The sequence below is a fragment of the Acinetobacter sp. 12966 genome, assembly GCF_031196995.1.
Lineage (GTDB): Bacteria > Pseudomonadota > Gammaproteobacteria > Pseudomonadales > Moraxellaceae > Acinetobacter > Acinetobacter geminorum.
The window spans coordinates 93008-106737 of sequence record NZ_JAVIMC010000051.1 but is presented as its reverse complement, the minus strand read 5'-3'; the positions used below and the strand labels follow the sequence as shown (position 1 = coordinate 106737).

The window sequence follows — 13730 nt, the reverse complement described above, 5'->3', positions numbered from 1 at the left end:
TTTTAAAGACGTATTTTTCTCAAAGAATAGCGTGAAAGAACATCATCCATGACTCTTTCAGGATCACTGAATATGAGTGAAAAATGGACTAAACTACGTACCAATAGATTGCAAGAAAATGTGCCCCTGCACCTAAAAGCACAAAAATATGCCAGATCGCATGGGTATATCTTACCTTTTTTAACGCGTAAAACAATGCTCCAACCGTATAAGCTAATCCGCCAATAATTAACAAAATCAACGCGTCTTTACTCAGATAGGTGCGCATATCATCCATAACAAAAACAGCAAGCCAACCCATAAGAACATAAGCAAGTAGCGAAATTTTCTGAAAACGATGAATAAAAACTAACTTGAAAAGTGTACCAATTGCAGCAATGCTCCAGAGAGCAATAAGTAAAATATGAGCTTTTTGTGTAGGTATAGCAATGCTTAAGAATGGGGTATATGTTCCAGCAATTAAATAATAAATGGCAGTGTGATCGAGTTTTTTATACCAGTAGCGTAGGTTTTGTGTTTGAGCAAAATGATAGAGTGTAGAACTGGTAAAAACTAAAATCAGGCTAAATGAATATACCCATAAGCCCACCCACTGAGCAGTTGAAAGATAAGATCCCTTTATAATTAAAAAGATAGAAGCTACAACTGCCATAAAAACACCAGCACCATGACTATAGGCATTAAATAGTTCTTCTTTTGGATCGTAAGTTTCCAACACAGATTTACTCATAACTTTAATTTTTTTGATTAAAAATACAAATGTATAGAAATACAAAACAGTCGTAAAGTTATTTTATTTTTAATCCTAGACCCTTTAAACTTCTATTTTATATGAGTCTTCATTTTTCAGGTATATCCGTGTCGGTTTTCTCCTTTGAGCAAGAACAGCAATTCTTTCATGAAATCAAGCAAATGCTTGACCAACAAGCTTTTGAGCGTTTGATCTTGAGCCAATATAAGGGAGAGTTGGCGCAGCTGGAAAAAATCACTTTCCGCGTTGTAGAGCTACATGGTCAAAAACAGCTTTCAGCTCTATATCATCACACGACCCAAGATGTGACTAAAAACTATTCATTTCAAGAAGGTTTGCAACAGATTGAGCAATTAATCACTCAGTGTAAGCAAGCAAACTTATTTTCGACTACTCAAGAAATTCAACTTAAAAAAAATAAGAAAAAAGCCATATTAAATATGGGCAAAAAGCAGGCGGTAAATACGACACAAACGGTTCAGGCGCATGACCGTGAAAAGCAGCGCTATGTACAGCAGGGGAATGCATTTTTAAAAGAGCTGGGTATTACTGATGAAAAAGCTCAGGTCATTCCAAGCATGGCTCGTAAATGGAAACAGATTAATAAATTTATCGAAATTTTTGCGAGTGCCTATGAACAGATTGATGCGTCTCAACAAGAGTTACGCATTGTCGATTTTGGATCAGGTAAAGGTTATTTAACTTTTGCATTGTATGATTATCTGCAACAACAGAAAACACCATTAATTACTGGTGTAGAGCTGCGCCGTAATTTGGTGGAGTTTTGCCAGAACGTTGCAGACAAAGTTCATTTCAATCATTTAGACTTTTTTGAAGGTGATGTTCGTAGTTATCAACCGGAAAAGTTAGACGTCATGATTGCGTTGCATGCTTGTGACATTGCTACCGATTTTGCGATTCATACCGGCATTCGTTTAAATGCATCAATGATTATGTGTGCCCCATGTTGCCATAAAGAGTTGCGCCCACAATTACATAGTCCCGAAGTTTTACAGCCAATGCTGCAATTTGGAATTCATGCTGGTCAGCAAGCTGAAATGTTGACTGATACATTACGTGCATTACTTTTAAAAGCTTATGGCTATGAAACCAAAGTTTTTGAGTTTGTATCGCTTGAACATACCAGTAAAAATAAAATGATTTTGGCAACGAAGCGTAAGGATGTTACTCAGCCTGATGCCAAGATCATGGCTCAAATTCAAGCCTTGAAAGACATGTATGGTATTAAAAAACAAACTCTAGAATTGTTATTACAAGACCAGTTGCCTATCGAGAATATTGGTTGTAAGTGTTAAGCAGGTTAACCCATGTATAAAATTATAGCGGGTGGTTGGGAGCAGCTTGAGAAAGATGCCAAGCTCATTCGTGAGCAGGTTTTTATTCAAGAACAGGGAATTGCCCCTGAAGATGAATGGGATGATTTGGATGCCACAGTTTTGCATTTTATTGTGTATGACTGTGAGCGACCAATTGCTACAGCGCGATTGTTGCCGCAGCATAGCGTAGGGCGGGTAGCTGTTTTGGTACCTTATCGTAAGCAAGGTGTGGGCAAAATTTTAATGGAGCATATTATTGAATATGCGCGCCAGCAGAACTTACTTTATCTAAAGCTTTCAGCGCAAACCTATGTGACCGCGTTTTATGAAGCATTGGGCTTTGTAGTTCAAGGCGAGGAATATCTAGATTGTGGTATCCCACATATTGATATGGCTTTAGAGTTAAATTGAGACTTCTTTTTAGAAATCTCAATTTGGCATTATTTCATTGCATTCCAGCTTTCAATGGCTTGTAAACCTGTTTCTAAGCCGACTTCATAGCTATAGCGAAGCTTTTTCGGATTGGTGCTTAAACGGCCAGCCATGTTTTTAAGCGGCGGTGGGCAAACTTCTAAAATCTGCTGTTCTGGGTTGGAACCACGGACAAAATCTACTGAAGCATTATATCTGGCACAACGGCTACGTAAGCTATTTGCGAAACCATAATGATGCTTAAAAGCATATTTCGCGAGGAACTGATCACCTCTGCTGCTGGCTTTAAAGTAATTTTTCGGGCGAGTGCGTAAAACTAACAGTTTTTTGACATCACTTTGCTGAGCCGTCCAGCGAACAGGTAGGGCATCTGCAACGCCACCATCAAAGTATGGTTCACCCATAATATCGACGGGATGACGCGTTAAAACTGGAATTGAGCTAGAAGCACGAAGTGCATTCAGCAAGTTATCTTTACCCGCACGAAGATATTCTGCTTGTCCTGTTTTGGCATGCGTCAATACCATATAAAAATCAGGATTTTTAGCAAACAGACTTTGCTGATCAAGCGGATGCTCTTGCTCGCCAATCTCCCACATCCATTTTAAATCAAGTAAATCGCCGCCTTTAAAGAAGCGTTTGTAATCGATAAATTCAGGACGGAGTGAGTGATCAATATAAAATGTTAACGTGCGGCCTTGTTGGCCTGCTAAGTAATTTGCAACGTTGGTTGAACCAGATGATACGCCAACATATAAATCGAAAGGATTGAACTGCTGCTGTAAAAAAGCATCAAGTACACCACTGGTAAAGGCACCACGCATGCCTCCACCCTCTACAACAAGTGCATTACGGGAAAAATCTGTCATTTGATATCTAATTACTGAGTTGAGTTCTGATGTTCTTTCATATCCATTTCAGACATGTTGTCACTATGTTGAGCGTGTTGCTCTGTGGAATTTTCAGCTTTTTGCTGCATTTGCTCTTGTTGTGCTTTGCGCTGAGCCCCTGGCATATAGTCAGGTTCATTACTCATCGCTAAATAGAAAAAGCCAAGGAAAATCGCACTCAAAACACCAACGATCAGAACAAATTTCCAACCTAAAATTGCTGACTCGGAAGAATTTTTATCGGACATAAGAATTTCTCGAATGTGCTATAGAAGCACAAAAATGAAGTCTATTTATAGCATATTTAGGCAGGGGGCTGAAATCTTAAAGGTCATAAAGAAAAACCCATATAAATAAAATATATTTATATGGGTAAGGTTTATGCAGTTTTTTAAATATTCAATAGGACTAAATTACTGAATATTTTGTTTATGCTCAGCTTTGGTTCTTAGTAAAGCTGGCGGTGTAAAACGTTGACCATATTTGGCAGCCAATTCTTCTGCGCGTTTTTGTGCTTTATCAGTACCATATTGATTTAGGAATTGAATTGCTCCTCCAGTCCAAGGTGCATAACCAATCCCAAAGATAGAACCGACATTGGCATCAATTACAGACTCCAATACGCCTTCTTCATAACAACGTAAAGTATCTAAGGCCTGTACAAACAGAATGCGATCAATCATATCTTGTTCAGAAATATCATGTTCTTTTTTCCAGCGGTTTAAGCCTTCCCATAGATGCTTTTTACCATTTTCAGGATATTCATAAAAACCAGCTCCAGCAGCTTTACCTTTACGGTTTAACTCATGAATCATGGTGTGAACCACTTCATCTACAGAAGTTTTAGGTAAATCTTTTCCTTCGGCTTGTAGAGCTTTGCGTGCTTCACTAGCAACATGTTCGGTTAATGTTAAAGATACTTCATCTTGAATAGCGAGGGGGCCAACTGGCATACCAGCTTTCAGTGCTGCCATTTCAATACGCGCTGGGTGGACACCTTCGGCAAGCAAGCGCATACCTTCTTGAATGAAAGTACCAAACACACGACTGGTAAAGAAACCACGGCTATCATTAACAACAATCGGTGTTTTTCCAATTTGTTGTACAAAGTCGTAAGCTTTGGCAAGTGTCTCTGCGGAGGTGTTTTTACCTTTAATAATCTCAACCAACTGCATTTTGTCGACAGGACTAAAGAAATGCAGACCGATAAAAGCTTTATCATTCTTACTTGCTTGCGCTAAACCTGTAATTGGCAGGGTTGAGGTGTTTGATGCCATCACACCGTTAGGCGCTAGATATTGGTCGGCTTCTTGAGTGACTTTAGCTTTGAGTTCTTGATTTTCAAATACCGCTTCAATAATTAAATCACAACCTTGAAGATCTTGAGCGGAAGCTGTCGCCGTGATGAGAGATAAAATCTGATCACGTTTTTCTGCGGTCATGCGGCCTTGTGAAACACGTTTATCTAAGAGCTTTTGTGAGTAAGCTTTACCTTTCTCAGCATTTTCAACAGATACATCTTTAAGTACAACTGGAATGCCTTTAATGGCTGTTGAATAAGCAATACCTGCACCCATCATGCCTGCACCCAATACACCAACTTTAGTCGCTTGCCATTTTGGAACGTCGGCAGGACGACTAGCACCAGACTTAATTGCATTTAGACCATGCCAGAAAGTGCCGATCATATTTTTAGAAATTTGACCTGTTGTAAGCTGAGTAAAGTAGCGAGACTCAATACGTAAAGCAGTATCGACATCAACTTGTGCACCTTCAACTGCGGCAGCCATAATTGCTTCAGGGGCAGGGTAACAACCTTTGGTTTTGTCTTTTAACATGGCTGGTGCAATTGCAAGAACTTGTGCAACTGCTGGAGTTTTTGGATCGCCACCCGGAATTTTATAACCCTTCACATCAAAGGGCTGCTGAGATTTTGGATTGGCCTTGATCCAAGCAATTGCTTTATCTAAAAGTTCTTGTTCATTTTCGGCAGTGTCATGAATTAAGCCTAAAGATTTTGCTTTATCGACACCGAACTGTTTGCCTTCCATTAAAAATGGGAACGCATTTTGAAGTCCGAGGAGACGTACCATACGTACAATACCGCCGCCACCTGGTAACAAACCTAAAGTAACTTCTGGTAGACCAAATTTGCTTTTCGGGTCAATAATTGCAATACGGTGATGGCAACTTAATGCGATTTCCCAACCACCGCCAAGTGCCGTGCCATTTAATGCTGCAACCACTGGAATCCCTAGTGTTTCAATTGTACGTAAATGACCTTTTAGCTTTTCAACCATATTGAAAAAGTCAGTTGCATGTTCAGGCTGAACTTGAATCAGCTCATCTAAATCACCGCCTGCAAAGAAAGTTTTTTTAGCCGAGCGGAAAATAACCCCTGAAAGTTCTGTTTCTGCTTTAAGTTTCTGAGTCGCTTCATCAAGCGAGTCACGAAACTCAGCATTCATGGTGTTCGCAGATTGACCAGTTGAATCAAGCGTTAAAATGACAATATTGTCGGCATTTTTTTCGTATTGAATTGCACTCATCTTCTATATCCCTAATTTTTATACGCGTTCAATAATGGTGGCAATACCCATCCCACCGCCAACACAGAGCGTCGCTAAACCGCGCTTTTTATCTTGTCGTTCAAGCTCATCAAGTAAAGTACCTAAAATCATGGCACCTGTTGCTCCTAATGGATGACCTAAAGCAATCGCACCACCATTTACGTTGACTTTTTCAGTAGGGACATTGAGCTCATTAATAAAACGCATAACAACTGCTGCAAATGCCTCGTTGACTTCAAATAGGTCAATATCATCAATCGTAAGCCCAGCTTTTTCTAAAGCTTTACGTGCAGCAGGCGCAGGGCCAGTCAGCATAATGGTTGGGTCAGTACCAACCAGTGCGGTCGCTAAAACTTTAGCCCGTGGTTTTAAGTTTTGTTCTTTTACCGCTTTTTCAGAAGCTAACAAAACTACAGCTGCTCCATCGACAATGCCTGATGAGTTACCTGCATGGTGAACATGATTAATTTTTTGTGCTTCTGGATATTTTTGTAAACCGACTGCATCAAAGCCCATTTGCCCCATCATTTCAAAACTTGGGTTGAGCTTCGTTAGACCTTCGAGTGTTGTATTGCCTTTAATAAATTCATCTTTCTCTAAAATCACCACACCTGCGTGATCTTTGACTGGTACGACTGATTGGTCGAAATAACCATTTGATTGAGCCGCCGCCGCTTTTTGCTGTGACTTCACAGCGAAATTATCAACATCTTCACGGCTATAGCCATCTAAGGTTGCGATGAGGTCGGCCCCAATACCTTGCGGAACAAATGATGACTTAAGGTTTGTTTCTGGGTCTAAAGCCCACGGCCCACCATCCGAACCCATTGGAATACGTGACATTGATTCAACGCCACCAGCAACTACTAAATCTTCCCAACCAGAGCGAACTTTCATTGCTGCCATGTTGACTGCTTCTAAACCAGATGCACAAAAGCGATTGATTTGCACCCCAGCAACATCATCATTCCAACCTGCTGCAATCGCTGCAGTTTTGGCAATATCACCACCTTGATCGCCAATTGGTGTTACACACCCCAAAACAATGTCATCGACTTTAGAGGTATCGAGTTGATGGCGTTGTTGTAATTCATTTAATAAGGTGGTCAATAATGTAATTGGTTTTACTTCGTAAAGAGAGCCATCTTTTTTTCCTTTTCCGCGTGGGGTGCGAATGGCATCAATAATATAAGCCTCGCTCATAACAGTTCCTTTTTTATTACTTAAACTTTGTTGTGTTTTGAGTGTACTGGTTTTAAAAGGCAACGCAATGACGATAAGCGCACCAGTCAGGTGATGATTTTTGCCAATAGAAATACAAAAAAGCCCAAGTTGAACTTGGGCTAAATGTGAAATTTAAATAGATTTGAGAATTAGTGATAACCATGTAGCTGGCGATATAGGCCAGGTGTTACCCCCGTCCATTTTTTAAATGCGCGGTGGAAAGTACTGGTTTCACTAAAACCAACTTGTTGAGCAACATCTTCAAGTGTTAACTCAGGGTTGAGTAACAAGTGAATTGCAGCATCTCGGCGTAAAGCATCTTTTACACCTTGGTAGCTTTTACCTTCGGCAGCCAAGCGGCGGCGTAAGGTTTGAGGAGATAAATATAACATTGATGCAACGTCATTAAGCGTTGGCATTTCTTCACCAATTTGGCTTTTGAGTACTTCACGAATACGAGAAGTTAGCGAGTTGGTGTTTTTGAATTTCACTAAAAGCTGAGCAGGAGCTGCTTTTAAGAATTCTTCTAGCGTTTTTTCATCTTGGCGGATTGGTAAATCAAGATAATCAGCTGCAAATGTAATTTCAGTACGTGGTGCATCAAACTGCATGACTGGTGCAAAAAATAATGCATCATATTCATCTGCATGTGCAGGACGTGGATAGCTAAAATGAACGCGCTCTAATGGCAAACGACGTTCAATCAACCATGATGCTAGACCGTGCCAAATCATGAGCATACTTTCAGTAATGAAATGGTCTGGATCTAAAGTTTTTGGAATGAGGGGAACTAGACGTGCTTCATGTTTGTCACGCTCTAGAGTTACAGACCATTCATCGCCAAATAATTTGTAGAATTGAGATGACAGTTCAAGGGCTTGGCCCAATGTTTTTGCGTGAATAATCAACTGACACATAATGGCAAAAGTGCCCAGACGACGCGGTTGTACGTCAAATCCAACGTGTTCATCCTGTGTGACCATCCACAACATTTTTATAAATCGAGTGTATTGTTCTGGTGAGATTCGAGCTTTAGGTTGACGTAATAATTCCGCTTCAATACCCACATGTGAAAGGAGCATTTCAACATCCATGCCAAGGCGTTTTACGCCTGTCAAAGCCGCATTCACGAAGTGGATGCTAATCGTATCGCGACTCATATTGAATCCTTCAGTCTCTTTGATGTTCACTTTAAATTGACCTAAATGACCGTCTAAAAAAATAAATTGGCGATTTACAACAGAGTAAAAGCACTTTTTACATGTTAAATTGCCGAAATGATCAAGGTAAATGGCTGAACATGACATTGTTTTAGAATATTTGCTTAACTAATATAAAAGAAAATTCGAATAATAGTGGTTAAAAATACGATGACGACAGCATTAAATGGACTTAAAGTTCTCGATTTCTCGACGCTCTTACCAGGACCTTTTGCCACAATGTATTTAGCCGATATGGGGGCAGAAGTCATCCATATCGAATCTCCATCACGTCCAGATCTAATCCGAATCATGCCGCCATATGCAAATGGTCAAGCAACAGCACATAGTTATCTAAACCGAAATAAACAGTCGATTGTTCTGGATTTAAAGGATAAGGCGAGTATTGATCTGATTAAAGCCAAAATTTCTGAGTTTGATATTGTCATAGAGCAGTTCCGACCTGATGTCATGCGCCGTCTCGGACTAGACTACGCGACACTTGCCGAAATTAACCCGCGTCTCATTTATTGTTCAATTACAGGATATGGACAAACAGGAAGCTATAAAGACAGGGCTGGGCATGACATTAACTATTTAGCTTTAGCTGGTATTGCTGGATATAGCGGCCGACAAGACAGTGGTCCGCCACCGCTAGGTATTCAGGTTGCAGACATTGCAGGTGGTTCACTTCATGCTGTCATTGCGATTTTAGCTGCGGTCGTCGAACGCGGACGTAGTGGAATGGGACAATATATTGATATTTCTATGACTGATTGTGTTGCTAGCCTAAATAGTATGGCGGCATCCGCCACACTTGCTGCACAGGTTGAACAGGCACCTGAGCATGGCATGCTCAATGGTGGCATTTTCTATGACTATTATATGACTCAAGATGGTCGTTATCTTTCAATAGGTAGTCTTGAGCCACAATTTATGTCTGGTTTATCAGTGGCGCTTGATTTGCCTTTATTATTACAAAAGGGCGCTTCCTTAGATGTAGAAGACAGACAGGAAGTTAAACAAGCCATTCAAGAGAAAATCAAAACGAAATCATTTAAAGAATGGTATGAAATTTTTGCAAATCTTGATGTGTGTGTAGAACCTGTTTTAAGCCTAACAGAGTCCTTAAACTCACCTTTAGCACAAGAACGTGGATGGATTGTGGATGTACCTTTGCAAAATAATGCGACGGTTACAGAACCACAATTGGCTTGTCCAATTAAGTTTTCAAGATCGGAAATGAGATATTCCTTTATTGGTCAAAAACTTGGTGAAGGGCAGTGGTAAACAGCTGAGGCCATTTTTCATACAATGTGTATTAAGATTATTATTAGATTAATCAATCGATTAACATTTTGAATAATTTCTTTACATAAAATTAGCGTACCCTTAATAAACAAAGACATAAAAGGTATGTAAACATGAAAACACATAAATCCTTGATGGCTTCCTGTTTATCCGTTTTATCAATTACTCTTTTTATACAGCATGCACAAGCTGCTGCTGCATTCGACCCAAATAGTCCTTGGATGTTGGGTGATTGGAACGGTCAACGCACCGCGTTACAAGCACAAGGTTATGATTTTTCTTTTGGATATACCGGCGAATATGCCGGTATTTTAGATTCAAAAAATACATCTACGCATGGCAGTGCTTATACGGGGCAACTGGCATTAGGAACTCATTTTGATCTAAATAAAATTTTAGGTTGGCAAGATACTGAAGCTCAAATCACATTAACATATCGTGATGGACAGTCGCTTTCTGAACATTCACCAGCTTTAGCAGGGCACTTAAGCTCGGTACAAGAAGTGTGGGGGCGTGAGCAAACTTGGCGTTTAACAGATTTATGGATTAAGAAAAAATTCATGGATCAAAAATTAGACGTTAAAGTCGGTCGTTTTGGTGAAGGTGAAGACTTTAACAGTTTTGACTGTGATTTCCAGAACTTGGCACTTTGTGGTTCGCAAGTTGGTAACTGGGTGGGTGAACAGTGGTATAACTGGCCGGTTAGCCAATGGGCAATGCGTGTTAAATATAACTTGCAACCTGACTTATATACTCAAGTTGGTGTATATGAATATAACCCAGAAAATCTGGAGCGAGGCAAAGGTTTTAACTTAAGTACTGATGGTTCTCACGGTGCAATTATTCCTGCCGAAGTGGTTTGGTCACCTAAATTAGGTGCTCAAAGTATGGCGGGTGAATACCGTTTAGGTTATTACTACAGCACTGCTGATGCAAAAGAAATTGCGGATGAAACCAAAAACTCTCATAAACAAGGTGTTTGGGTAACTGCAAAACAAAAATTATTCCAGCCTGCTGATCAAACAGATCGCGGTTTAACAGGTTTTGTGAACCTGACTTTCCACGACTCTGATACCAACAAAATTGATAACATGCAAAATGTAGGCTTGGTCTATAAAGGTTTGCTCAATCAACGTCCTCAAGATGAATTGGCACTCGGTGTTGCTCGTATCCATATCAATGATGACTGGAACGATGTTCAAACTAAAGAATATGACACCGAATACAATACCGAGCTTTACTACGGTATTCATGCCACTAACTGGTTAACTATTCGTCCAAATGTGCAATATGTTCGTCATGTTGGCGCATTAAAAAATGGTGATAACACTTGGGTTGGCGGTATTAAATTCTCAACTGCATTCTAAGCGTAATTACTCCGAAAAACGGATTGTCGAGGGCTAACTCATTAATTGAATTATCCTGACCTTCCGTTTTTTCTTGATGCCTGAATTTGTTTTAGATGTATTGGTGATGCCATTTTTCTATAAGGTTCTTGGCACATCTTTCCTATAAAAATGATGATTGATAAGAGGTGGTTTATGAATCAACCTACTTCAAGATCAGGTTTAACGACTTTTACCGTAATTATTATTGGGTTACTGGCGTTATTCCTGTTAATTGGAGGTATTTGGCTCGCTACACTAGGCGGTTCAATTTACTACATTATAGCTGGAGTATTACTCCTCATTGTTGCATGGCAACTCTACAAGCGTGCTTCTACTGCTTTATGGGTTTATGCTGCATTAATGCTAGGTACCATTATCTGGAGTGTCTGGGAAGTTGGTACAGACTTTTGGGCGCTTGCACCACGTTTAGATATTTTAGGTATTCTTGGTTTATGGTTATTGGTTCCGGCTGTAACTCGTGGAATCAACAACCTTGGATCAAGTAAGGTTGCCTTATCTTCAACTTTAGCAATTGCAATCGTGTTGATGGTTTATTCTATCTTCAATGACCCGCAAGAAATTAATGGTGAAATCAAAACACCTCAACCAGAAACAGCTCAAGCCGTGCCTGGTGTTGCTGAAAGTGATTGGCCAGCTTATGGTCGTACTCAGGCAGGTGTGCGTTATTCTCCATTGAAACAGATCAATGATCAGAACGTAAAAGACTTGAAAGTTGCTTGGACTTTTCGTACTGGTGATTTAAAAACAGATAACGACTCTGGCGAAACCACTAATCAGGTTACACCGATTAAAATCGGTAATAACATGTTTATCTGTACAGCTCACCAGCAGTTAATTGCGATTGATCCTGCTACAGGTAAAGAAAAATGGCGTTTTGATCCGAAACTTAAAACGGATAAATCATTCCAGCATTTAACTTGTCGTGGTGTGATGTACTACGATGCAAACAATACAACTGAGTTTGCAACGAGTCTTCAAAGCAAAAAATCTAGTTCTACACAATGTCCACGTAAGGTATTTGTACCAGTCAACGATGGCCGTTTAGTGGCTGTAAATGCTGACACAGGTAAAGCATGTACTGACTTTGGTCAAAATGGTGAAGTGAACTTGCAAGAGTTCATGCCATATGCTTACCCAGGCGGTTATAACCCGACATCTCCTGGTATTGTGACTGGTTCAACTGTCGTGATTGCGGGTTCTGTAACAGATAACTACTCAAATAAAGAGCCATCTGGTGTGATTCGTGGATACGACGTTAACACTGGTAAACTTCTTTGGGTATTTGATACTGGCGCAGCAGATCCAAATGCAATGCCGGGCGAAGGAACTACTTTTGTTCATAACTCACCAAATGCGTGGGCGCCTTTAGCATACGATGCAAAACTTGATATCGTTTATGTACCAACAGGTGTAGGTACACCAGACATCTGGGGTGGTGACCGTACCGAGCTGAAAGAGCGTTATGCAAACTCAATGTTAGCGATTAATGCTTCTACTGGTAAATTAGTGTGGAACTTCCAAACAACCCATCACGATTTATGGGATATGGACGTACCATCACAACCATCTTTAGCTGATATCAAAAACAAAGCTGGCCAAACTGTTCCTGCAATCTATGTATTGACGAAAACAGGTAATGCCTTTGTGCTTGATCGCCGTAATGGTCAACCGATTGTTCCTGTAACTGAGAAACCAGTTCCACAAACAGTTAAACGTGGACCACAAACTAAAGGTGAGTTCTATTCAAAAACTCAGCCATTCTCTGACTTGAACTTGGCACCACAAGATAAATTGACTGATAAAGACATGTGGGGTGCCACTATGCTTGATCAGCTCATGTGTCGTGTATCTTTCAAACGTCTAAATTATGATGGTATTTATACTCCACCATCTGAAAACGGTACTTTAGTTTTCCCTGGTAACTTGGGTGTGTTTGAATGGGGCGGTATGTCAGTTAACCCTGATCGTCAGGTTGCTGTAATGAACCCGATTGGTCTGCCATTCGTAAGTCGTTTAATTCCTGCTGATCCAAACCGTGCACAAACTGCAAAAGGTGCAGGAACTGAACAGGGCGTACAACCGATGTACGGCGTACCGTATGGTGTTGAAATTAGCGCATTCTTATCTCCGCTTGGTTTACCTTGTAAGCAACCGGCTTGGGGATATGTAGCTGGCGTTGATTTGAAAACTCATGAAGTGGTATGGAAAAAACGTATTGGTACAATTCGTGACAGCTTGCCGAACTTGTTCCAGTTACCAGCTGTGAAAATTGGTGTGCCTGGTTTAGGTGGTTCAATTTCTACTGCCGGTAATGTCATGTTTGTTGGTGCAACTCAAGATAACTACTTACGTGCGTTTAACGTCACGAATGGTAAGAAACTTTGGGAAGCGCGTTTACCAGCAGGTGGACAAGCAACACCAATGACTTATGAAATCAATGGTAAGCAATATGTTGTAATCATGGCTGGTGGTCATGGTTCATTTGGTACGAAAATGGGCGACTATTTAGTGGCTTATGCTTTACCAGATAACAAATAAAAAGCTTTTATAGAAAGGGCCTGGATTTATCCGGGCTTTTTTATGCCGATTTATATTAAAGCTTATCAA

At 40.3% G+C, this 13730-nt stretch carries 11 protein-coding genes; 5 read left to right on the top strand and 6 right to left on the bottom strand.

The genetic code is table 11. The annotated features are described in order from the left end of the window. Positions 1-88: 88 nt before the first annotated feature. Positions 89-730 (bottom strand): hemolysin III family protein, encoded by a 642-nt coding sequence (locus RFW85_RS07410; RefSeq protein WP_309171338.1) that lies wholly within the window; start codon positions 728-730, stop codon positions 89-91. A gap of 128 nt (positions 731-858) precedes the next feature. Here RFW85_RS07410 and RFW85_RS07405 point away from each other — a divergent pair, with 128 nt between their 5' ends. Both RFW85_RS07405 and RFW85_RS07400 read left to right on the top strand, forming a co-directional pair. After that, positions 859-2067 carry an SAM-dependent methyltransferase gene (locus RFW85_RS07405; RefSeq protein WP_309171337.1) on the top strand — a complete coding sequence of 403 codons (1209 nt, stop codon included), beginning with the start codon at positions 859-861 and terminating at the stop codon, positions 2065-2067. Positions 2068-2079: 12 nt separating this feature from the next. Further along, complete coding sequence (locus tag RFW85_RS07400; RefSeq protein ID WP_309171336.1) at positions 2080-2499, top strand: GNAT family N-acetyltransferase; 420 nt, start codon at positions 2080-2082, stop codon at positions 2497-2499. 29 nt (positions 2500-2528) lie between these two features. Here RFW85_RS07400 and RFW85_RS07395 read toward each other — a convergent pair whose 3' ends face one another. The 5 genes from RFW85_RS07395 to RFW85_RS07375 form a co-directional block, all read right to left on the bottom strand. Then, entirely contained in the window at positions 2529-3389 is an 861-nt protein-coding gene (locus RFW85_RS07395; RefSeq protein ID WP_080027746.1) for a patatin family protein, read from the bottom strand. An 11-nt stretch (positions 3390-3400) separates the two neighbouring features. Beyond that, a complete protein-coding gene (locus RFW85_RS07390) occupies positions 3401-3658 on the bottom strand; it encodes a hypothetical protein (RefSeq protein ID WP_004638947.1) in 258 nt (85 codons plus the stop codon). Positions 3659-3823: 165 nt separating this feature from the next. Further along, positions 3824-5959: a 3-hydroxyacyl-CoA dehydrogenase NAD-binding domain-containing protein gene (locus tag RFW85_RS07385; RefSeq protein ID WP_309171335.1), complete on the bottom strand. Its 2136-nt coding sequence runs from the start codon at positions 5957-5959 to the stop codon at positions 3824-3826. An 18-nt stretch (positions 5960-5977) separates the two neighbouring features. Beyond that, entirely contained in the window at positions 5978-7183 is a 1206-nt protein-coding gene (locus RFW85_RS07380; RefSeq protein WP_309171334.1) for an acetyl-CoA C-acetyltransferase, read from the bottom strand. A gap of 170 nt (positions 7184-7353) precedes the next feature. Beyond that, entirely contained in the window at positions 7354-8364 is a 1011-nt protein-coding gene (locus RFW85_RS07375; RefSeq protein ID WP_002116561.1) for an AraC family transcriptional regulator, read from the bottom strand. Positions 8365-8574: 210 nt separating this feature from the next. On the opposite strand from RFW85_RS07375, the gene RFW85_RS07370 reads away from it, so the two are divergent. From RFW85_RS07370 to RFW85_RS07360, 3 genes are all read left to right on the top strand, one after another. Next, positions 8575-9693 carry a CoA transferase gene (locus tag RFW85_RS07370; protein WP_309171333.1) on the top strand — a complete coding sequence of 373 codons (1119 nt, stop codon included), beginning with the start codon at positions 8575-8577 and terminating at the stop codon, positions 9691-9693. A 155-nt stretch (positions 9694-9848) separates the two neighbouring features. Continuing rightward, the gene (locus RFW85_RS07365; RefSeq protein WP_309171375.1) at positions 9849-11081 is read left to right on the top strand and encodes a carbohydrate porin; all 1233 of its coding nucleotides are present in this window, start codon (positions 9849-9851) and stop codon (positions 11079-11081) included. A gap of 174 nt (positions 11082-11255) precedes the next feature. Beyond that, positions 11256-13661: a glucose/quinate/shikimate family membrane-bound PQQ-dependent dehydrogenase gene (locus RFW85_RS07360; RefSeq protein WP_309171332.1), complete on the top strand. Its 2406-nt coding sequence runs from the start codon at positions 11256-11258 to the stop codon at positions 13659-13661. Positions 13662-13730 lie beyond the last annotated feature (69 nt).